Source organism: Nonomuraea endophytica (genome assembly GCF_014203235.1).
Classification (GTDB): Bacteria; Actinomycetota; Actinomycetes; order Streptosporangiales; family Streptosporangiaceae; genus Nonomuraea; species Nonomuraea endophytica.
Map to the genome: position 1 here is coordinate 365,754 of NZ_JACHIN010000003.1, position 20,965 is coordinate 386,718.

The window sequence follows — 20,965 nt, forward strand, 5'->3', positions numbered from 1 at the left end:
TCTACTCTGACAGGCGGCGCAGCCGCTCCACCGCGTCGGCGAACTCGCTCACCATCGCGTAGACCACCTCGCGGGCCGGCCTGACCTGGTCGAGCTGGCCCACGACCTGGCCGACGAAGTAGTTGGCCAGCTCCACCGCGCCCGGCTCGCCGCGCTCGGCCGCCGCGCCGATGCGGGCCATCGCGCCCTCGGCCACCAGCATCTGCAACGGCATCCCCAGCGGGCCAGGGCTCTCCGGCGCGGCGTCCCACTCCTCGGTCCACGCCGACTTCAGCTGCCTGGCCGGCTTGCCGGTGCGCGAGCGCGAGCGGACGGTGTCGAGCGAGGAGGCGGCCAGCATCTTGCGCTTGACCGCCGGGGCCGTCTCGGCCTCCTCGGTGGTCAGCCAGACCGAGCCGCACCACACGCCCTGCGCGCCGAGCGCCATCGCGGCGGCCATCTGCCGCCCGTCGGCGATGCCGCCCGCCGCCAGCACGGGGACCTCGCCCACGGCGTCCACGACCTGCGGCACCAGCACCATCGTGGAGATCTCGCCGGTGTGCCCGCCGGCCTCGGTGCCCTGGGCGACGATGACGTCCGCGCCGGCCGCCACCTGCCTGCGCGCGTGCTCCACGGTGCCGACCAGGGCGGCCACCGGGATGCCGTGCTCGCGAGCCCTGGCCACCATCTCGGGCGGCGGCGGGCCCAGGGCGCTGGCGATGAGGCCGATCGGGTGCTTCAGCGCCACGTCGATCAGCCCGGTCGCGCCGGCCGCCGTCACCCTGCCCGCGAACTCGTCGGCCGAGCGGATCTCCCGGCCGGACCCGGCGGCGACGCCGTACTTGCGGAAGAGGTGCGCGACGAAGTCGCGGTGCCGGTCGGGGATGAAGGCCGCGACGTCCACGCGCGGCCCCTCGATCTTCCCGGGGACGAGCACGTCCACCCCGTACGGCCGGCCGCCCACCCGCTCGTCGATCCAGGACAGTTCGGCGTCCAGCTCGGCGGGGGAGTAGGCGATGGCGCCCAGGACGCCGAACCCGCCCGCGTTGGTGACCGCGGCCACCACGTCCCTGCAATGGCTGAAGGCGAACAACGGGAACTCCACGCCGAGCCTGTCGGCCAGTTCGGTGCGCATGCCGCGACGCTAACCCCCAGAACCTTGTTCGGTCTAGGACTCGTCCTCGTCGTCGTCATCCTCGCCCTCGACCGTCCACGACACCGAGGTCACCGAGGGCTCCAGGCTGAGCCGGCTCGTGGCCGACTCGAAGAGGTTCTCGTCGCGGCGCAGGCTGTCCACGGTCGCGATCACCTCCACCTGCCCGCGCCGGTCGGCCTCCTGCCCCTGCAGGCTGCGCAGCCGCAGCTCCGGCCGGGTCAGCGCGTTGACGACCAGCTTGCGCACGTGCGCCTGGTCGTCGTCCCAGCAGCGCACCTCGAACCGATAGCGGGTACGGCGGGCCGCCCGCCGCCGGTCGAGGAAGCGGCCCAGCGGGCGCATGGCCGTGTTCGCGCCCACGATCAGGAAGGTTCCCGCCGTGGCCATCAGGTACATGCCCGCCCCCGCCAGCGAGCCGACCGCAGCCGCGCACCACAGGGTCGCCGCGGTGTTGAGGCCGCGGATGTTGAAGCCCTCGCGCAGGATCACGCCCGCGCCGAGGAAGCCGATGCCCGAGACGATCTGCGCGGCCACCCGGGTCGGGTCGGCGGTGGCGCCGGCGAAGCCGTACGCGCTGAGCAGTACGAACAGGGCCGCGCCGACGGCGACGAGCAGGTTCGTGCGCAGGCCCGCCATCCGGGCCCGCCACTGCCGCTCGATGCCGATGACGGCGCCGAGCACCGCGGCCGCGATCAGGCGCAGCAGCAGATCGATCTCCACGCCCGGTATCTCCCCCGCCGGGAAGGGCGCGAGGCGGCCTTTGCCGGGTTATGAACGGTTCATGGGGGCTTCGGGCGGCCCGTGGTGGTTCAGCCGGTCGCCTGGCGGTCCAGCGAAGTGATCGCGGAGGTGCCGGGGGAGTGCCAGCCCAGCGCCGGATCGTAGCGGCGCACCAGCTTGGCCGGGATGCCCGCCACCACGCTGTAGTCGGGGAACTCGCCGCGCACCACCGCGCCGCCCGCCACCACGCACTGCCGTCCCAGCCGCGTGCCCGGCAGGATGATCGCGCTTGCGCCCAGCCACGAGCCCGAGCCGATCGAGACCGGGCTGTTGCGCGGCCACTGCCGTCCGATCGGCACCTCGGGGTCGTCGTAGACGTGGTTCTGGTCGGTGATGTACACGTACGGGCCGGTGAACACGTGGTCGCCGATGTCGATCGACTGGTGCGCCACGACGTGGCTGCCGCGCCCGATCGAGCAGCTTCCGCCGATCCGCAGGATCGAGTCGGGGCCCAGGTCCACGCCCGGCCCCATGCCGCACGACAGCGAGACCCGCTCTCCGATGAGCGTTCCCTCGCCGATCTCGATCCACTGCTCGCCGAAGATCGCCCCGGGCGGGAACGCGATCGACACGCCTTCGCCCAGGTGGCGGAAACGGTAGCCTGCCGGACTGGACGGGCTGATCGCCCCGGCTCTGCGCAAAGCGGCGTAGGCGCGGTGAATCAGCGCGCCCGCCGCCCGCCGTACGTGTGACATAGGGCCCAAAGTTACCGCTTGGTCATGCCGTTCGGGCATGTCGGGGACGTTCTTTGATATCCTGAGAGCCCGTGGACACATAGCCACACCTCGAGCCACGGGAGCCCCTTTGCGCAGCGCATCGCAAACCAAGCATCTGTTCGTCACCGGCGGTGTCGCCTCCAGTCTCGGCAAGGGGCTCACGGCTTCCAGCCTCGGCCGCCTGCTCAAGGCACGCGGGCTACGGGTCACGATGCAGAAGCTCGACCCCTACCTCAACGTCGACCCCGGCACGATGAACCCGTTCCAGCACGGCGAGGTCTTCGTCACCGACGACGGCGCCGAGACCGACCTCGACGTCGGGCACTACGAGCGCTTCCTCGACACCGACCTGCACGGCTCGGCCAACGTCACCACCGGCCAGGTCTACTCCAACGTCATCGCCAAGGAGCGGCGCGGGGAATATCTGGGCGACACCGTCCAGGTCATCCCGCACATCACCAACGAGATCAAGGACCGCATCCGGGGCATGGCCGGTCCCGACGTCGATGTGGTCATCACCGAGGTCGGCGGCACCGTGGGCGACATCGAGTCGCTGCCGTTCCTGGAGGCCGTGCGCCAGATCCGCCACGAGGTCGGCCGCGACAACGTCTTCTTCCTGCACGTCTCGCTCCTGCCGTACATCGGTCCCTCCGGCGAGCTGAAGACCAAGCCCACCCAGCACTCCGTCGCGGCGCTGCGCAGCATCGGCATCCAGCCCGACGCGATCGTGCTGCGCTCCGACCGGCCCGTGCAGACCTCCATCAAGCGCAAGATCAGCCTGATGTGCGACGTCGACGAGGACGCCGTCGTCAGCGCGGTCGACGCCGCCTCCATCTACGACATCCCCAAGGTGCTCCACACCGAGGGCCTCGACGCCTACGTCGTGCGCCGCCTCGGCCTGCCGTTCCGCGACGTCGACTGGAAGGAGTGGGAGCAACTGCTGCGGCGGGTGCACCGCCCGGCCAAGGAGGTCACGATCGCACTGGTCGGCAAGTACATCGACCTGCCCGACGCCTACCTGTCGGTCACCGAGGCGCTGCGCGCGGGCGGCTTCGCCAACGACGCCCGCGTCAACATCCGCTGGGTCAAGTCCGACGACTGCGAGACCGACGAGGGCGCCTCCCGCGAGCTCGACGGCGTCGACGGCGTGCTCATCCCCGGCGGCTTCGGCGTACGCGGCATCGAAGGCAAGATCGGCGCCATCAAGCACGCCCGCGAGAACAAGGTGCCGCTGCTCGGCATCTGCCTCGGCATGCAGGGCATGGTCATCGAGGCCGCGCGCAACCTCGCCGGGGTCGACGACGCCAACTCCGCCGAGTTCGACGCCGACACCAAGCACCCGGTCATCTCCACCATGGCCGACCAGGAGGACGTCGTCGCCGGCGAGCGCGACATGGGCGGCACCATGCGCCTGGGCGCCTACACCGCCAAGCTCGGCGAAGGCAGCCTGGCCAGGCAGCTCTACGGCAAGGCCAAGGCCGACGAGCGCCACCGCCACCGCTACGAGGTCAACAACTCCTACCGCGAGCAGCTGGAGAAGGTCGGCCTGGTCTTCTCCGGCCTGTCTCCCGACGGCCGCCTGGTCGAGTACACCGAGCTGCCCGTCGAGACCCACCCGTTCTTCATCGGCACCCAGGCGCACCCCGAGTTCAAGTCCCGCCCGACCCGCGCCAACCCGCTGTTCAAGGGCCTCATCGCCGCCGCCCTCGCCTTCGCCGACGGCCGCGTCTCCGCCAAGGTCGCCAAGTGAAGGACATCGCGCAGGAGTGGGACGTCGTCGCCTCCAAGAAGCACTTCCAGGGCCGGGTGATCGGCCTGCGCACCGACTCCGTGCGCATGCCGGGCGACGACGTCGCCGACCGCGACTACGTCGTCCACCCCGGCTCGGTCGCCGTCCTCGCGCTCGACGAGGACAACCGGGTGCTGCTGCTGCGCCAGTACCGCCACCCGGTGCGCCACCTGCTGTGGGAGCTGCCCGCCGGCATCCGCGACGTCGAGGGCGAGCCGCTGGTCGCCACCGCGGCGCGGGAGCTGGCCGAGGAGGCCGGCTACGCCGCCGACACCTGGTACACGCTGGTCGACCTGATGAGCTCGCCGGGCATGACCGACGAGCGGATCCGGGTGTTCCTGGCGCGGGGGCTGCGCCGTACCGAGATCGACTTCGAGCGCAAGCACGAAGAGACGGACATGCCGCTCGAATGGGTACCCCTCGCCGACGCCGTCGAGAAAGCGCTCATGGGAATGATCCACAATTCCCCGGCCGTGGCCGGTATCCTCGCCGCGTACGCGGCATCGGTCGAAGGGTTCGCGCTGTTGCGGCCCGCCGACGCACCTGAGGAGTGAGCTTTCGTGGAGGCGGTGCTCTCCAGCTACCTCGCCCATCTGGCGGTGGAGCGGGGTCTGGCTGTCAACACGCTCGCCTCCTACAAGCGTGACCTGCGCCGCTACGTCGACCATCTCCAGGCGCGCGGGCGCCTGGAGCTCGACCAGGTGGCCGAGGCCGACGTCCTGGCGTTCCTGTCCGCGCTGCGCGAGGGCGACGGCGACCATCCCGCCCTCGTGGCCAGTTCGGCCGCGCGGGCGGTCTCGGCGGTACGCGGCCTGCACCGCTTCGCCCTGCGCGAAGGCGTCACCGGCCACGACCCGGCCCACCAGGTGCGCCCGCCCCGCCAGCTGCGCCGCCTGCCGAAGCCGATCACCGTCGACGAGGTCGAGCTCCTCATCGCCGCCTCCGGTCCCGAGGGCGCGCCGCTGACCCTCCGCAACCGCGCGCTGCTGGAGGTCCTGTACGGCACCGGCGCCCGCATCTCCGAAGCCGTCGGCCTGGCCGTCGACGACCTCGAAGCCGAGCAGGTACGGCTGCGCGGCAAGGGCGGCCGCACGCGCGTCGTCCCGCTGGGCCGCTATGCCCGCGAATCCCTCGACGCCTACCTCGTCCGGGCACGTCCCGGTCTGGTGGCCCACGGGCGGGGCACGCCCGCGTTGTTCCTGAACGCCCGGGGTGGCCGCCTGACCCGGCAGGGCGCCTGGGAAGTGCTCCAGGCCGCCGCGGAACGAGCCGGACTTGCCGGGATTTCCCCCCACGTGTTGCGCCATTCCTTCGCAACCCACCTCATCGACGGCGGTGCCGACGTTAGGGTGGTCCAGGAGCTGCTCGGTCACGCCTCGGTGACCACCACCCAGGTGTACACGCTGGTGACGGTCGACCGGCTCCGTGAGGTCTATGCCGCGGCGCATCCGCGCGCCCGCCAGTGATCTATAGTCTTTGCGACGTGCGGCGAGTACGGCGTGCCGCCTTGCCGCGTTAAGTGCTGACGCCATAGTGTCCGTCCGGACGGTCCGGTTCGGGATCGTCAGGGAGGTTCGAGCTGGTGACTGTGACGACCAACGGATCGACCCAGGGGAACCCCGAAAACCCCTGGGGTGACACGAAGACGGCCACGCCCACCGCCGGCGTGAACCTGGGCCCCACCCGACGGCCGCGTCCAGTGTTCCCGGAACCAGTCCGGCCCGAGACCCACGGGCCCGCCCGCGTCGTCGCGATGGTCAACCAGAAGGGTGGCGTCGGCAAGACGACCACCACCATCAACCTGGGCGCCGCGCTCGTCGAATACGGGCTGAAGGTCCTGCTCGTCGACTTCGACCCGCAGGGCGCGCTCTCGGTCGGCCTCGGCATCAACCCCCATCAGCTCGACCTCACCGTCTACAACCTGCTGATGGACCGCAACGTCTCCGCCGAGGACGTGCTGCTGGAGACCGGCGTCGACGACCTCGACCTGCTGCCCAGCAACATCGACCTGTCCGCCGCCGAAGTCCAGCTCGTCACCGAGGTGGCCCGCGAGCAGGTGCTCGGCCGCGTGCTCAAGCCGCTGCTGCCGCACTACGACGTCTGCCTCATCGACTGCCAGCCGTCTCTCGGCCTGCTCACCGTCAACGCGCTGACCTGCGCCCACGGCGTCATGGTGCCGCTGGAGTGCGAGTTCTTCGCGCTGCGCGGCGTCGCCCTGCTCATGGACACCATCGCCAAGGTGCAGGAACGACTCAACGACGAGCTGGAGATCGAAGGCCTGCTCGCCACCATGTACGACGCGCGTACCCTGCACGGCCGCGAGGTCCTCGCCCGGGTCGTCGAGGCCTTCGGCGACAAGGTCTTCCACACGGTGATCAACCGCACCGTCCGCTTCCCCGACGCCACCGTCGCCGGGGAGCCCATCACCACCTTCGACCCGTCCTCGCTCGGTGCCAACGCGTACCGGGAGCTGGCCCGCGAAGTGCTGTCGCGCTGGCCCGCTCCTGCGACAATGGCCAGGTGACATCGACCTCGACCGAGCAAGGCGGCTTCCAGGTCCACCTGGACGTCTTCGAGGGCCCCTTCGACCTGCTGCTCGGCCTGATCTCCAAGCACAAGCTGGACATCACCGAGGTCTCCCTGTCGAAGGTCACCGACGAGTTCATCGCCTACATCACCTCACGCGGGCCCGAATGGGACCTCGACCAGACCAGCCACTTCCTGCTCGTGGCGGCGACCCTGCTCGACCTCAAGGCGGCCAGGCTGCTGCCGAGCGGCGAGGTGGAGGACGAAGAGGACCTGGCGCTCCTGGAGGCGCGTGACCTGCTGTTCGCCCGGTTGCTGCAGTACAAGGCGTACAAACAGGTGGCGAAGATCTTCTCCGGCAAGATGGCGGAAGAGGCGTTGCGCTTCCCCCGGATCGTGCCTATGGAGCGGGAGTTCGCCGACCTGCTGCCCGAGCTGATCCTGGGCATCGGGCCCGACCAGCTCGCCCGGATCGCGGCCAAGGCCTTCACCCCGAAGCTGCCGCCGACCGTGAGCGTCGGTCACATCTACCAACCGCTCGCCAGCGTCCGCGAACAGGCGGCTATCCTGGTGCGGCGCCTGCGGCGGATGCGCAAGGCCACCTTCCGCGCCCTGGTCGCCGACTGCGAGGGCACCTTCGAGGTGATCGCCCGGTTCCTGGCGGTGCTGGAGTTGTTCCGGGAGTCGGCCGTGACCTTCGACCAGGTCGAACCTCTCGGCGACCTCCACGTGACCTGGACCGGCACCGACGACGGCGACATCTCGGTCGGCGACGACTACGAAGAACCCGCGGAGAAGAAGACCGATGCCTGAGCACGACACCCCGCCCGCCCCCCGCCGCTCCGCGGACCCGGACCTGCCCGCCTGGATGACCCTCCCCGGCGCCCTGTCCACCACCCCACCCACCCCGGCCCCTCGCCTGCCCGCCGACTCCGAGGACGACCACCCGGCGATGTCGTCGCCGGAGGATGCCACGGACTCGGACTCGGACTCGGACTCGGACTCGGTTGAGGAGGTTCCGGCCCCCTCGGCTGCGGAGGCGTCGGACCAGGTCGAGGACGCTCCGGTCTCGTGGGACTCGGACTCCGTGGGCGTGACCCCGGCCACCTCGACCCCGGCCACCTCGGCCCCGGCCACCTCGGCCCCGGCCACCTCGGCCCCGGCCACCTCGGCCCCGGCCACCTCGGCCCCGGCCACCTCGGCCCCGGCCACGTCGGCACCGGCCCCCTCGGACCCGGCTTCGGACGTGGGGGCTTCGGACCAGGTTGAAGAGGCTCCGGTCCAGCCAGGCTCGGATGCGGTGGCCTCGGAGCCGGCGGTCGCGGTTGTGCCGGTTTCCGGGGAGATTTCGGGAACGGGCGGCGAGGCGGAGCTGTCCGGTGTGGAGGTCGCTGAGGGAACGGGTGTGGAGGCGGGGCTGGGGTTGAAGGCTTCGCTGGAGGCGATTCTGCTGGTGGTGGATGAGCCGGTGGCCGAGGTGACGCTGGCTCAGGTGCTGGAGAGGCCGACCCAGGAGGTCGGACGGGCGCTTTCGGAGCTGGCGGCGGAATACACGGCCGATGGGCGGGGTTTTGACCTGAGAGAGGTGGCGGGAGGCTGGCGTTTCTACACGCGGGCCGAGTGCGCGCCTCTGGTCGAGCGGTTCGTACGTGATGGGCAGCAGACGCGGCTCACGCAAGCTGCTCTTGAGACTCTCGCGGTCGTGGCCTACCGGCAACCGGTGAGCCGTGCCCGCGTGGCCGCGGTACGCGGTGTTAACAGCGACGGCGTCATGCGTACGCTCGTCGCCAGGGGGCTGGTCGAAGAGGCCGGCACCGACCCGGAGAGCCAGGCAGTGCTCTACCGGACAAGCTCATACTTCCTGGAGCGTCTGGGACTGAAGGACATCGGCGAGCTTCCTGAGCTTGCGCCGCTCCTCCCGGACGACGTGGAGAACCTCGAGGAGATAACGAAGTGATCAACAGGCGAAGCACCCCGTCCGGTGATGGACGCGGTCGAGGACGTTCGGGCGGCCACGCGGGCCGCGGCGGGCGTCCCGCCTTCCGCTCCGACGACCGACGCGGCGGCAGCGGGGACCGAGACTCCCTGCGCGCCGACCGGGGCGGTTCCCGGACGACCCGCCCCAGCAAGCCCACCGACCGCCGCGACGACCGTGGCGGCTACCAGGGCCGGGACGACCGTGACCGCGGCGGCTACCAGGGCCGCGATGACCGCGACCGTGGCGGTTTCCAGCGGCGTGACGACCGTGACCGTGGTGGTTACCAGGGCCGTAGCGACGACCGTGGCAGCCAGAGCCAGGGCCAGGGCCAGGGGCAGCGTCGTGATGACCGCGGTGGCTACCAGCGGCGTGACGACCGTGACCGTGGCGGCTATCAGGGCCGTAGCGACGACCGTGGCAGCCAGAGCCAGGGCCAGGGGCAGCGTCGTGACGACCGTGGCGGCTACCAGGGCCGTGACGACCGCGACCGTGGTGGCTACCAGCGGCGCGACGACCGAGGCGGCTATCAGGGCCGCGACGACCGTGGTGGCCAGGGCCAGCGTCGTGATGACCGCGGTGGCTACCAGCGGCGTGACGACCGTGACCGTGGTGGCTATCAGGGTCGTAGCGATGACCGTGGTGGCTATCAGGGCCGTAGCGACGACCGTGGCGGCTACCAGCGGCGTGACGACCATGACCGTGGTGGCTATCAGGGCCGTAGCGACGACCGTGGTGGTTACCAGGGCCGTAGTGACGACCGGCCGGAGCGTTCCGAGAGGGATGGGTTCCGGGCCGCTCGTGGTGGGCGGCGTGACTCCGCTCCCGGTCCCACCAGGGCACGGTACGGCAAGCGCGACGACGTCCAGACGATCGGCGGCAGCCGTACCGGCGCGAGGACTCCCGGCAGGGGGCCGCGGCGGGACGAGCGGCCGGGCAGGGACGACAGGCCGGCGGACCGGTTCAAGACGGACCGGTTCAAGACGGCGCGTCAGCCCGTGCGGGACAGCGCGTTCTTCGAGCCGGGCTACACCGACGAGCGGGACACCACTGAGGTGCCCGGCGGCGTCAGGCTGCAGAAGGTGCTCGCCCAGGCGGGCGTGGCCAGCCGGCGTGCCTGTGAGGAGATGATCGGGGCCGGTCGGGTGACCGTCAACGGCCAGATCGTCCGCCGTTTCGGCGCGAAGGTGGACCCGGCGGCGCAGGTCATCCACGTCGATGGCAAGCGCATCCCCACCGCGCCCGACCTGGTCTACTACGCGCTGAACAAGCCGATCGGCGTCGTGTCCACGATGGAGGACCCGCAGGGCCGTCCGTGCCTGGCGGACTACGTGCAGGAGCTGGCTCCGCGGCTGTTCCACGTGGGCCGGCTGGACACCGAGACCGAGGGCCTGCTGCTGCTCACCAACGACGGCGAGCTGGCCAACCGGCTGACGCACCCGAGCTATGGGGTGCAGAAGAAGTACTGGGCGAAGGTGCCGGGGCCGATCCCGCGTGACCTGGGCCGCAGGCTGCGTGAGGGCATCGAACTGGAGGACGGGCTCGCCCGCGCGGACTCCTTCTCGATCGTGCAGGAGCACGGCCAGCAGGCGCTGGTCGAGGTGGTGCTGCACGAGGGCCGCAAGCACATCGTGCGCCGCATGCTGGAGGAGTCCGGTCACCGCGTGATCGACCTGGCGCGGATCGAGTTCGGGCCGGTCAAGCTGGGCCGGACGAAGGCGGGCACGCTCAGGGCGCTGTCGCTGAAGGAAGTCGGCGAGCTGTACGCCGCCGTCAAGATGTAACCTGGCAGCCCATACCAAGGAGCCCGTACCGCCGCGTACGGGCTCCATGCCTTATGAAGGGGACGAGCACCATGGTCCGGGCGATTCGCGGGGCGATCCAGGTCGACGCCAACGACCGCGACGCGATCATCGAGGCGACGACGGAGCTGGTGAGCACGCTCATGGAGCGTAACCGGCTGACGACCGACGACGTGATCAGCGTGTTGTTCACCGCGACGCCCGATCTGACGGCGGAGTTCCCCGCTCTGGCAGCGCGCAAGCTCGGGTTTCACGACGTGCCGCTCATCTGCTGTACGGAGATCGACGTGCCGGGCGCCCTGCCCCGCGTGGTACGGCTGATGGCGCACGTCGAGACCGACCGACCACGCGGCGAGATCAGCCACGTCTACCTGCGCGGCGCGGTCGCGTTGCGCGAGGACATCGCCCAATGAAGCTCGAGACCGTTCTCATCCTCGGCACCGGCCTGGTCGGCACCTCGATCGGGCTGGCGCTGCGTCAGCGCGGCGTGACCGTCCTGCTGGCCGACCGTGACCTGGGCGCGGTTCGCCTGGCCAGGGAGATGGGCGCCGGCCAGGAATGGCATTCGGGTGAGCAGGTCGACCTGGCGATCATCGCGGTGCCCCCGGACCACGTGGCGACCGAGCTGCGCGGCCTGCAGAGGCGTGAGGCGGCCCGCTTCTACACCGACGTGTCGAGCGTGAAGGCCATGCCGATCGCCAGGGCCGTCGAGCTGGGCTGCGACATGGGCGCCTACGTGGCCTCGCACCCGATGGCCGGCCGGGAGAAGGCCGGGCCGGGCGCGGCCAGGGCTGACCTGTTCCTGGGGCGGCCGTGGGCGTTGTGCGCGACGGAGGCGACGCGGCCCGAGGCGAAGCGGGCGGTGCTGGAGCTGATCGAGCTGTGCGGCGCCAACCCGGTCGAGGTGAGCGCCGAGGAGCACGATCGCGCGGTCGCGCTGGTCTCGCACGCGCCGCACGTGGCCGCCTCCGCGGTGGCCGCCCGGCTGTCGGACGCCTCCGACGTGGCGCTGGGCCTGGCCGGTCAGGGCGTACGCGACGTGACCAGGATCGCCGGCAGCGACCCCGGCCTGTGGCTGGGCATCCTGTCCGGCAACGCGGCGCCCGTCGCCGAGGTGCTGGAGGCGGTCTCGCGGGACCTGACCGAGGCCGCGGCGGCGCTGCGCGCGCTGGCCGAAGGCGACCGGAGCGCGGGCCCCGACGTCACGCGGCTGCTCAAGCGCGGGGTCGCCGGGCACGGGCGCATTCCGGGCAAGCACGGCGGCCCGGCCGCCGCCTATGGCGTCGTCCAGGTGGTCATCGGTGACCGTCCCGGCCAGCTGGCCCGGTTGTTCCAGGTGTGCGATGAGGTCGGGGTCAACGTCGAGGACGTCCGGCTGGAACACGCTCCCGGCCTGCCACTGGGCCTGGCGGAGGTGTCGGTGCAGCCGGACGCGGTAGCCGTACTGCAGGAGGCTCTGCACGAGCGTGGCTGGCAGGTGCCGTAGCGCGCGGATGTCACGTTCGGCGGCGGTGGATCCGTCTTCCTGGCATGACACACATCATGGTTCTGGGAGCCGGATACACCGGGATGATGGCGGCGATCCGGGTCGCGGTGAAGACCCGCCGCCAGGGCGTCAGGGTGACGCTCGTCAACGCCTCGCCGCGCTTCACCGAGCGGCTGCGCATGCACCAGACGGCCGCGGGCCAGCGGCTGACCTGCCACTCCATCGAGAAGGTGATCGCCGGGACGGGCATCACGTTCCTGCGTGACCGGGTCACCGGGCTCGATCCGGGACGGCACGAGGTCACGCTCCAGAGCGGGCGCGTCGCCCGGTTCGACAAGCTCATCTACGCGCTCGGCACCGTCACCGACCGCTCCACCCCGGGCGTCAGCGAGCACGCCCACGTCTACGACGACCACGACGGCGCGGTACGGCTGGCCGATGCGCTGAACCGCCTCACCGAGGGCACGGTCGTGGTCGCCGGCGGCGGCCTGACCGGCGTCGAGTCGGTCACCGAGATCGCCGAAGCCCACCCCCACCTGCGCGTGGTCCTGCTCAGCCGGGGCACGCCGGCCGCGATGATGGGCGACAGTGCCCGCGCCTACGTGCTGCGGGCCATGGACCGCCTCGGCATCGAGGTGCGCGCGGGCGCCGAGGTCGAGAAGGTGCTGCCCGACGCGGTGGCGCTGGCCGGGGGAGAGCTCATCGAGTCCTCGGTCACGCTGTGGACCGCGGGCACCACCGGGCTGCCCCTGGCACGGGAGTCGGGGCTGGCCGTCGACGGGCGCGGGCGGGTCGTCGTGGACGCGACGCTGCGCTCGGTCTCGCATCCCGATGTCTACGCGGTCGGGGACGCGGCGGCCGTCCGCCAGTCGTACGGGGTCATCCACGGCACCTGCCAGAGCGGCATCCCCACGGCTCTGCACGCCGCCGACGTGATCGCCGCGCGGCTACGGGGCGGGCGGGCCAGGCCGTTCCGGTTCGGGTACTTCCACCAGCCGCTCAGCCTGGGGCGGGGCGACGCGGTCATCCAGTTCACCCGGAACGACGACAGCCCTCGGCGGGCGTACCTGACCGGGCGCTGGGCCATCGTCTACAAGGAGGCGGTCACTCGCAGTCCGCTGCCGGGCATGGCGTTGCTGAAGCGGGGCCTGGTGCCCGCTCGCGCGTTCCGCGTCAGCAATGGCTGAGTGCCGAAGCTGGATCGGCGGGTGACGCGGAGGCGGTAGCCTCTTCAGGTTGGGGTAAAGCCGTGAAGAGGGAGAGACCGTGGCCGGTCTGGTCGTCGCCATGGACGGCCCTTCGGGGTCGGGCAAGTCGAGCGCGTCGCGCGGGGTGGCCCGTGCGCTGCGCCTGCGCTACCTGGACACCGGGGCGATGTACCGGGCGATGACCTGGTGGATGCTCGAGCAGGGCGTCGACGTGGCCGATCCGGCCGCCGTCGCCGCGCGCTGCGGCGAGCCCGAGATCATCAGCGGCACCGACCCGGACGGCCCGACCATCCGCGTGGGCTCCACCGACGTCGCCGGGCCGATCCGCACGAGCGAGGTCACCGGCTCCGTCTCGGCGGTGGCCGCGGTACCCGAGGTGCGGACCCGGCTCGTCGCCCTGCAGCGGGAGATCATCGGCACCGGCGGCATCGTGGTCGAGGGCCGCGACATCGGCACCGTCGTCTGGCCGGAGGCGGCCGTCAAGATCTACCTCACCGCCAGCGCGGAGGCGCGCGCCCTGCGGCGCACCGCGGAGCTGTCGGGCACCACGGTGGAGGCGCAGCAGGCCGCCATGGCCAGGCGTGACACCCTGGACTCGACACGTAAGGCAGATCCACTGTCGATGGCGGATGGCGCCATCGAGCTCGACACCACGCCGCTGACCCTGCAAGAGGTCATCGACGCGGTGCTGAGTGTGGTCGCGCGGCAAGGGGGCCCGGGCGGGCTCCGGAGCGAGCGCGACCGGGTAAACGAGCGCGCCTGACCTTCAGGTGCGGTACTCACACGAAGGACGAGAACATCGTGAACACGGGGGACTGGGTCGAGGCTGAGTTCGACGACCTGCAGATCAGCGAGCATGACGACGACGACAGCGGACCGCTGCCCGTCGTGGCCATCGTCGGACGGCCGAACGTCGGCAAGTCCACGCTGGTCAACCGCATCATCGGCCGCCGCGAGGCGGTCGTGGAAGACGTGCCGGGCGTCACCCGCGACCGCGTCGCCTATGACGCCAACTGGCGCGGGCGCCGCTTCACCGTGGTCGACACCGGAGGCTGGGACCCCGACGCCACCGGCATGAACCTGCGCATCGCCGAGCAGGCCCAGGTGGCCGTCCAGCTCGCCGACGTGATCCTGTTCGTGGTCGACGCGACCGTGGGCGCCACCGACGCCGACGAGATCGTCGGCAGCGTGCTGCGCCAGTCCGGCAAGCCGGTCATCCTGGCCGCCAACAAGGTCGACAACCAGCAGCTGGAGCTGGAGGCCTCCGGGCTGTGGGCGCTGGGGCTCGGCGAGCCGTACCCGGTCTCGGCCCTGCACGGGCGCTCCAGCGGCGACCTTCTGGACATCGTGCTGGACGCGCTGCCGGAGACGCCCGAGCTGAAGTTCGGCGAGCAGGGCGGCCCGCACCGGGTGGCGCTGCTCGGCAAGCCCAACGTCGGCAAGTCCTCCCTGCTCAACAAGCTCGCGGGCGAGGATCGGGTGCTGGTCGACCCGATGGCGGGCACCACTCGCGACCCGGTCGACGAGCTGATCGAGCTCGGCGGCAAGCCGTGGCGCTTCGTCGACACCGCCGGCATCCGCCGCCGCGACCGCGAGCTGCAGGGCGCCGACTTCTACGCCGCCATGCGCACCCGCGCCGCGCTCGACAAGGCCGAGGTGGCGGTCGTGCTCATCGACGCCTCCGAGCCGCTCACCGAGCAGGACCTGCGCATCATCGGGCTGGTCATCGAGTCCGGCCGTGCCATGGTCGTGGCCTTCAACAAGTGGGACCTGGTCGACGAGGACCGGCGCTACTACCTGGAGAAGGAGATCGACCGGCAGCTCGTGCGGACCCCGTGGGCGCTGCGCGTCAACATCTCCGCCAAGACCGGCCGGCACGTCGACCGGCTCGTCCCGGCGCTGGAGAAGGCGCTCGACTCCTGGACCACCCGGGTGCCGACGTCGCGGCTCAACGCCTTCCTCACCGAACTGGTCCAGGCGACGCCCCCGCCGGTGCGCGGCGGCAAGCAGCCCAAGATCCTGTTCGCCACGCAGGCGTCCACCGAGCCGCCGAAGTTCGTGCTGTTCACCTCGGGCTGGCTGGAGGACACCTACCGGCGCTTCATCGAACGCCGCTTGCGCGAGGAGTTCGGCTTCGCCGGCTCGCCCCTTGAGGTGACGATGAAGATCCGCGAGAAGCGCAAGGGCGGCGGCTCGCCGGCCAAGAAATGATAAGTTGACCGGCAACGCGTAGACGGAGATGAGTAGTCCGGGGACCACGCGGGTCCAGAGAGCCGCCGGCAGCTGAGAAGGCGGCCCCGCGCCCCGGGCGAAGACACTCCCGAGTGCGGGGAGGAAATGCCCCGCCGGCCTGACCCCCGTCATCGGGTCGTGGAGGCCGCCTCCTCGTGGGGCGGCGAAAGTGCGGTGGCACCGGGAGCTCCCTTCTCCCCCGCACTCCCAAGGGGTCATGCATCTTCCCTGAGGAGTTGTGATGATCTCTCGTGTCCTGTCGGTGGAGCTCGCCGAGCACGCCGGGCAACGAGTCAAGATCGCCGGATGGGTTCATCGCCGCCGGCAGCTGAAATCCGTGTCGTTCCTCGTCGTACGCGACCGTGCGGGCCTGGCCCAGGCGGTCACGACCAGTCCGGACCTGCCGGGCGAGGAGAGCGTCGTCGAGATCACCGGGATCGCCACGCCCAGCGCGCAGGCGCCCGGCGGCGTGGAGATCACCGAACCCGAGATCACCGTGCTGGGCGAGGCGGCCCACCCGCCGTTCGAGCTGTTCCGGCCCGAGGTGAGCGCGGCGCTGCCGACCGTGCTCGACCACGCGCCGCTGGCCCTGCGCCATCCGGCGCTCCGCCTGCCGCTGGAGATCTCCGCGGCGAGCGTGGCGGGGTTCCGCGAGACGCTGGACCGGCTGGCGTTCACCGAGATCCACACGCCCAAGCTGGTCGAGTCGGCCACCGAGTCCGGCGCGAACGTCTTCTCCGTCGACTACTTCGGCCGCCGCGCCTACCTGGCCCAGTCGCCGCAGTTCTACAAGCAGATGATGGTCGGCGTCTTCGAGCGGGTCTACGAGGTCGGGCCCGTCTTCCGCGCCGAGCCGCACGACACCGCCCGCCACCTGGCGCAATACACCAGCCTCGACGCCGAGCTCGGCTTCGTCGCCGACCACCGCGACGTCATGGCGGTCCTGCGCGAGGCCGTCGCGGGGATGGTCGAGTCGGTACGGCGCCGCGTCTCGCGGGCCCGCGACCTGCTGCCCGAGGTGCCGGCCGAGATCCCGGCGGTGCACTTCTCCGACGTCAGCGACGAGCCCGACCTGTCACCGGCGCGCGAGCGCGAGCTGTCGGAGTGGGCGCTGCGCGAGCACGGCTCGGACTTCCTGTTCGTCACCGGCTACCCGATGACCAAGCGCCCCTTCTACACCCATCCCGACCCGGCGCGGCCCGGCTACTCCAACGGCTTCGACCTGTTGTTTCGCGGGCTGGAGCTGGTCACGGGCGGGCAGCGGCTGCACCGGCACGCCGACTACCTCGCCGCGCTGGCCGAGCGGGGGGAGGCGGCGGAGCCGTACCGGGGATATCTGCAGGCTTTCCGGTACGGCATGCCGCCGCACGGCGGCTTCGCGATCGGCCTTGAGCGCTGGACGGCCCGGCTGACCGGCGCGGCGAACATCAGGCAGGCGACTCTGTTCCCGCGCGACCTGCATCGCCTCTCGCCTTAGGCATCCAGAGGGCCACCACGGCGCCCAGCAGGCAGAGCACGGCGGTCACCAGGAACATCTCGGTGTATTCCACGTGCAGGGCCGCCTTCACCTTCGCGGTGTAGACGGCCAGCTGCTGGGCGTAGGTGGCCGCGTCGACGCCGACGGGCAGCGGGGTGTCGAGGTCGGCGGTCAGCGACTGGAAGCGGTAGAAGCCCCAGGCGGACACGCCCGCGATGCCGATGAGCATGCCCATCATCCTGGCCACGACGACGGCGGCGGAGGCGACGCCGTGCTGGACGGCCGGGGTCACACGCAGCACGGCGGCCGAGATGGGCGCGATGACCAGGCCCAGGCCGAGGCCGGCGACGATGAGCGCGAGGTCGATCGGGTGCCCGGTCAGGTCGAGCGGCCAGCGGTTCATCAGCACGTAGCCCACGGCGGCGATGAGCAGGCCGGCGACGGTGACCGGGCGGTCGCCGAGCCTGCGGGCCAGCACGCCGCCGAGCACCGCGCCGACCGGCAGCGCGATGAGGAAGCGGCCCAGCACCAGCGAGCCTTCCAGCGCGTCCAGGCCCAGCAGCGTCTGCGCGGTGAACTGCACGAACACCATGGTGACCAGCAGCGCGGCACCGGCGAGGAAGCTGACGCCGAGCGTGGCCAGCAGCGGGCCCTTGCGGGTGCCGGCCAGGTCGAGCAGGCGTACCGGGGAGCGGATCTCCCACCAGACGAACACCGCGCCGACGGCGAGGCCGGCGGCGATCGCCGGCAGGCCCCAGGGCGGCAGGATCGCCTTGGCCGGGTCGTTGTTGTAGAAGCCGACGACGAGCAGGGCCAGCGCGAGCGCGAGCAGGGCGCCGCCCACGGTGTCGATCTTGGCTGCCGCCGGGGCGACCGGGACCGCCGGGCGGCCGGGAACGGTGCGCTGCACGGCGATCGCGGCCAGTGCGGCCAGCGGGAGGTTGATCCAGAAGATGGCGTGCCAGCCGCCCAGCTCCACCCCGAACAGCTGGAAGGCCGGGACCAGGGCCAGCACGCCGCCGTAGAGCGGGCCCAGGGCGCTGCCGAGCTCCTGGGCGGCGCCGACCGCGCCCAGGGCGACGGGGCGCTCGCGCTCGTCCCACAGGTCGCCGATGAGCGCCATCGTGATCGGCAGCAGCGCGCCGCCCGCGATGCCCTGCAGGGCGCGCCCGCCCACGACCATGGGCAGCGATCCGGCCAGCGCGGTCAGCAGGGAGCCCAGCGCGAACACCGCCAGGCAGGCGTGGATCAGGGGACGCTGGCCGTAGCGGTCGGACAGTTGCCCGAGCAGCGGCATCGCGGCGATGTAGCCGAGCAGGAAGCCGGTCACCACCGGCGTGGCCCGCTCCAGGTGGTTCAGCGGCACGCCGACCTCGGTGGCGATGTCGATCAGGACGGTCACCACGACGTAGGCGTCGAGGGCGGCCAGCAGCACCACCGTCCCGCCCACGCCGAGGGCGACCCGGCGCGCCGTCTTCATCCCGCGGGCGGGGTGATCGTGACCGGGGCGTCGTAGTCGCTGAACGAGACGATCACCGAGCCGTCCTGCAGCGGCAGGGTGGCCTTGGTCAGGCGGGAGGAGGCCTTGTCGACCAGGAGCTGGCCGTTGACGCCCTGGGCGACGCCGGGGATCAGCTTGCCCAGGACCTCGGGCGAGAAGGTGGCCGCGACCTTGTACGCCGTGCCCTCCTCACCCTCGACCCGGGGGTCGGTGGCCGTCGACAGGAGCTTGGCGATGCCCTCGCCGGGCGACAGGATCAGCGACGGGTCGTAGATCTGGGCCAGGTCCTTCTTCGACATCTTCTGGAAGCCGCCGGTGGGGCCCTTGAAGTGGACGGTGTCGCCGACCACGAAGAAGCTGATCTCCTGCAGGCTGCCGAGCACCTCGATGGTGAGCGTGCCGTCGGCGTCGCCGGCGGAGGTCAGCCGGCCGTCGGCCTTGCGTATCTGCACCTTGGGCTTGCCCTCGGTGGCGATCGCGAACGAGGCGGACTTGACCACCTTCATCGCCTCGGCGGACTTCTTCATCAGGTCGGGACCGCTGGGCAGCGCCGCTCCGCCGCCGGACGAGCAGGCCGCGGCCAGCGCTAGAGCAAGGACGATCAGCAGCTTTCTCAGCATGTCCGGATCGTAGCGAGCGTGCGGGAGCCGCCGGGCCGGTCGCCGATATCGGTTGGGTGTCAGCGCAACTTCTTGAGGTGCTCCACGATCGGCGTGTACGCGGCGTCGAGCTCGTCGAGCTGGTCGTCGGTGAGCCGGTCCACGAAGTGCTCGCGGACGCTGGCCACGTGGTGGGGCGCCACCCGCTGGATCGTCTCCCAGCCCTGCTCGGTGAGCACTGCGAACGTTCCACGACGGTCGTCGCGGCAGTCCTCCCTGACCACCAGGCCCTTGGCCTCCATGCGGGAGATCTGGTGCGACAGGCGGCTGCGTGACTGGATCGTGGCGTCGGCCAGGTCGCTCATCCGCATCCTGCGCTCCGGGCTCTCGGAGAGGTTGACCAGGATCTCGTAGTCGTTGAGCGACAACTCGAACTCCTGCAACTCCCGATCGAGGCGGTGCATCAGCAGCTTGTGCAGAGCGAGATGAGCACGCCATGCGCGCTGCTCGGTGTCGGTCAGCCAACGAGGGGCGTTCATGATCTCAATCTACCTCTCGCGAGCGCCTGCTCCCCTCCTCAAACCCTCCCGGACCTGTGTCGAAACCCGCATACCCATGTGTTCCCGGAGCCGCTTCGCGCTTTGGTGCGCGCTTTCGTGGGCGCTTCGTTGTGGAGTCACCTGATTTCGAAGCTGCTCACGTAGCGTTTCAAGATCGCTCACGTAGAGTGAGGCTCATGGCGGAGGGTGCGGGGGAGAGCTTCTGGACGGTGCTGGTCGCGGGCCTGGCCAATCTGGCCATCGCCGTGGCCAAGCTGGTCGCGGGCCTGATCAGCGGATCCGCCGCGATGCTGTCGGAGGCGGCCCACTCGGCCGCCGACACGGTGACGGAGGTCCTGCTCCTGGTCGCGGTCCGGCAGACGGGCAAACCGGCCGATCGCCGCCATCCTTTCGGGTACGGCAAGGCCGGCTTCTTCTGGGCGATGATGGCGGCGGTGGCCACGCTGGTGGGCGGGGCGGGGTTCTCCATCACGCATGGGGTGCACACGATCGTCCACGGCGAGTCGCTGGGCGACTTCACCCTCTCCTACGTGGTGCTGGCGGTGTCGTTCGTCATAGAAAGTGTCTCGTTCCTGAAGGGGTTCTCCCAGGCGCGCCGGGAGGCGCGGCGGTGGGGGATCGGGCCGGTGCGGCTGGTCGCCCGCACCTCCGACACCGCGCTCAAGGCGGTCATGCTGGAGGACGCCGCCGCGCTGGCCGGGCTGCTCATCGCGGCGGGCGGGCTGCTGGGTTCGCAGCTCAGCGGGTCGGCGCTGTGGGACGGGGCGGCGTCGGTCGCGATCGGGGTGCTGCTGCTGGTCGTGGCGGTGGCGTTGATCGCGGCCAACGTCTCGCTGCTGATCGGGCAGGCGGCGCCGAGGGTGGTGGAGACGGAGATCCGGGCCCTGCTGCTGGCCCAGCCGGAGGTGGCCGACGTGGTCGAGCTGCTGACCATGTATCTGGGGCCCGGGCGGCTGCTGGTCGCCGCCAAGATCGACTTCGACGACTCGGCGAGCGCGGCCGGGGTGGAGATCGCGTGTGACCAGGTGGACCGGCGGCTGCGCGCGCACGTGCCCACGATCTCCCAGGTCTTCCTCGATCCGACGCCGACCCGTCGCTAGGGCTGGCCGGAACTTTTCGGATATTGGCCTTCCGGCCACTCGTGGCGTCGTGGTGACCCCGAAATGATTGCAAGCGCCT

Annotated in this window: 22 protein-coding genes; 15 read left to right on the plus strand and 7 right to left on the minus strand. The window is 71.1% G+C overall.

What is annotated here, in order from left to right; genetic code table 11:
- Position 1: 1 nt before the first annotated feature.
- The 3 genes from HNR40_RS13590 to HNR40_RS13600 form a co-directional block, all read right to left on the minus strand.
- Positions 2 to 1,114 (minus strand): NAD(P)H-dependent flavin oxidoreductase, encoded by a 1,113-nt coding sequence (locus HNR40_RS13590; protein ID WP_184960963.1) that lies wholly within the window; start codon positions 1,112 to 1,114, stop codon positions 2 to 4.
- A gap of 33 nt (positions 1,115 to 1,147) precedes the next feature.
- Positions 1,148 to 1,855 (minus strand): MgtC/SapB family protein, encoded by a 708-nt coding sequence (locus HNR40_RS13595; RefSeq protein WP_312896331.1) that lies wholly within the window; start codon positions 1,853 to 1,855, stop codon positions 1,148 to 1,150.
- 89 nt (positions 1,856 to 1,944) lie between these two features.
- The gene (locus tag HNR40_RS13600) at positions 1,945 to 2,610 is read right to left on the minus strand and encodes an acyltransferase (RefSeq protein WP_184960964.1); all 666 of its coding nucleotides are present in this window, start codon (positions 2,608 to 2,610) and stop codon (positions 1,945 to 1,947) included.
- A 109-nt stretch (positions 2,611 to 2,719) separates the two neighbouring features.
- Between HNR40_RS13600 and pyrG the strand changes: the two genes are divergently transcribed.
- From pyrG to scpB, 7 genes are all read left to right on the plus strand, one after another.
- Positions 2,720 to 4,381, plus strand: coding sequence for a CTP synthase (gene pyrG, locus HNR40_RS13605; protein WP_184960966.1), 1,662 nt, complete (start codon positions 2,720 to 2,722; stop codon positions 4,379 to 4,381).
- A complete protein-coding gene (locus HNR40_RS13610) occupies positions 4,378 to 4,974 on the plus strand; it encodes an NUDIX domain-containing protein (protein WP_312896332.1) in 597 nt (198 codons plus the stop codon). The genes pyrG and HNR40_RS13610 overlap by 4 nt, the downstream gene beginning before the upstream one ends.
- 6 nt (positions 4,975 to 4,980) lie before the next feature.
- Positions 4,981 to 5,886 (plus strand): site-specific tyrosine recombinase XerD, encoded by a 906-nt coding sequence (locus tag HNR40_RS13615; RefSeq protein WP_184960968.1) that lies wholly within the window; start codon positions 4,981 to 4,983, stop codon positions 5,884 to 5,886.
- A gap of 116 nt (positions 5,887 to 6,002) precedes the next feature.
- Positions 6,003 to 6,944, plus strand: a complete 942-nt coding sequence (locus tag HNR40_RS13620) for a ParA family protein (RefSeq protein WP_184960970.1) — start codon at positions 6,003 to 6,005, stop codon at positions 6,942 to 6,944.
- Entirely contained in the window at positions 6,941 to 7,759 is an 819-nt protein-coding gene (locus HNR40_RS13625; RefSeq protein WP_184960972.1) for a segregation and condensation protein A, read from the plus strand. The genes HNR40_RS13620 and HNR40_RS13625 overlap by 4 nt, the downstream gene beginning before the upstream one ends.
- A gap of 258 nt (positions 7,760 to 8,017) precedes the next feature.
- Positions 8,018 to 8,215: a hypothetical protein gene (locus tag HNR40_RS13630; protein WP_184960974.1), complete on the plus strand. Its 198-nt coding sequence runs from the start codon at positions 8,018 to 8,020 to the stop codon at positions 8,213 to 8,215.
- Between the two features lie 103 nt (positions 8,216 to 8,318).
- Positions 8,319 to 8,903: an SMC-Scp complex subunit ScpB gene (scpB, locus tag HNR40_RS13635; protein WP_184961682.1), complete on the plus strand. Its 585-nt coding sequence runs from the start codon at positions 8,319 to 8,321 to the stop codon at positions 8,901 to 8,903.
- Here scpB and HNR40_RS54520 read toward each other — a convergent pair.
- Positions 8,786 to 9,619: a hypothetical protein gene (locus tag HNR40_RS54520; protein ID WP_246509032.1), complete on the minus strand. Its 834-nt coding sequence runs from the start codon at positions 9,617 to 9,619 to the stop codon at positions 8,786 to 8,788. The two genes, scpB and HNR40_RS54520, sit on opposite strands and share 118 nt — an antisense overlap.
- A gap of 300 nt (positions 9,620 to 9,919) precedes the next feature.
- Here HNR40_RS54520 and HNR40_RS54525 point away from each other — a divergent pair, with 300 nt between their 5' ends.
- The 7 genes from HNR40_RS54525 (at position 9,920) to aspS (ending at position 17,126) form a co-directional block, all read left to right on the plus strand.
- Positions 9,920 to 10,705, plus strand: a complete 786-nt coding sequence (locus HNR40_RS54525; protein ID WP_312896333.1) for a pseudouridine synthase — start codon at positions 9,920 to 9,922, stop codon at positions 10,703 to 10,705.
- 71 nt (positions 10,706 to 10,776) lie between these two features.
- The gene (aroH, locus tag HNR40_RS13645; RefSeq protein WP_184960976.1) at positions 10,777 to 11,136 is read left to right on the plus strand and encodes a chorismate mutase; all 360 of its coding nucleotides are present in this window, start codon (positions 10,777 to 10,779) and stop codon (positions 11,134 to 11,136) included.
- Positions 11,133 to 12,209, plus strand: coding sequence for a prephenate dehydrogenase (locus HNR40_RS13650; RefSeq protein WP_184960978.1), 1,077 nt, complete (start codon positions 11,133 to 11,135; stop codon positions 12,207 to 12,209). Before aroH ends, HNR40_RS13650 begins: the two co-directional genes overlap by 4 nt.
- 44 nt (positions 12,210 to 12,253) lie before the next feature.
- Positions 12,254 to 13,396, plus strand: a complete 1,143-nt coding sequence (locus tag HNR40_RS13655; RefSeq protein WP_184960980.1) for an NAD(P)/FAD-dependent oxidoreductase — start codon at positions 12,254 to 12,256, stop codon at positions 13,394 to 13,396.
- A 100-nt stretch (positions 13,397 to 13,496) separates the two neighbouring features.
- Entirely contained in the window at positions 13,497 to 14,180 is a 684-nt protein-coding gene (gene cmk / locus HNR40_RS13660) for a (d)CMP kinase (RefSeq protein WP_184961686.1), read from the plus strand.
- Between the two features lie 38 nt (positions 14,181 to 14,218).
- Complete coding sequence (der, locus tag HNR40_RS13665) at positions 14,219 to 15,628, plus strand: ribosome biogenesis GTPase Der (RefSeq protein WP_184960982.1); 1,410 nt, start codon at positions 14,219 to 14,221, stop codon at positions 15,626 to 15,628.
- Positions 15,629 to 15,890: 262 nt separating this feature from the next.
- Positions 15,891 to 17,126 (plus strand): aspartate--tRNA(Asn) ligase, encoded by a 1,236-nt coding sequence (aspS, locus tag HNR40_RS13670; protein ID WP_184960983.1) that lies wholly within the window; start codon positions 15,891 to 15,893, stop codon positions 17,124 to 17,126.
- On the opposite strand, the gene HNR40_RS13675 is transcribed toward aspS, so the two are convergent.
- From HNR40_RS13675 to HNR40_RS13685, 3 genes are read right to left on the minus strand one after another with little or no spacing between them, the layout of a single operon-like run.
- On the minus strand, positions 17,077 to 18,606 hold the full coding sequence (locus HNR40_RS13675; protein WP_184960985.1) for an MFS transporter: 1,530 nt from the start codon (positions 18,604 to 18,606) through the stop codon (positions 17,077 to 17,079). The two genes, aspS and HNR40_RS13675, sit on opposite strands and share 50 nt — an antisense overlap.
- Entirely contained in the window at positions 18,603 to 19,247 is a 645-nt protein-coding gene (locus tag HNR40_RS13680; protein WP_184960987.1) for an LppX_LprAFG lipoprotein, read from the minus strand. The genes HNR40_RS13675 and HNR40_RS13680 overlap by 4 nt, the downstream gene beginning before the upstream one ends.
- 59 nt (positions 19,248 to 19,306) lie before the next feature.
- A complete protein-coding gene (locus HNR40_RS13685; protein WP_184960989.1) occupies positions 19,307 to 19,765 on the minus strand; it encodes a MarR family winged helix-turn-helix transcriptional regulator in 459 nt (152 codons plus the stop codon).
- 197 nt (positions 19,766 to 19,962) lie between these two features.
- On the opposite strand from HNR40_RS13685, the gene HNR40_RS13690 reads away from it, so the two are divergent.
- A complete protein-coding gene (locus HNR40_RS13690; protein WP_184960991.1) occupies positions 19,963 to 20,886 on the plus strand; it encodes a cation diffusion facilitator family transporter in 924 nt (307 codons plus the stop codon).
- Positions 20,887 to 20,965 lie beyond the last annotated feature (79 nt).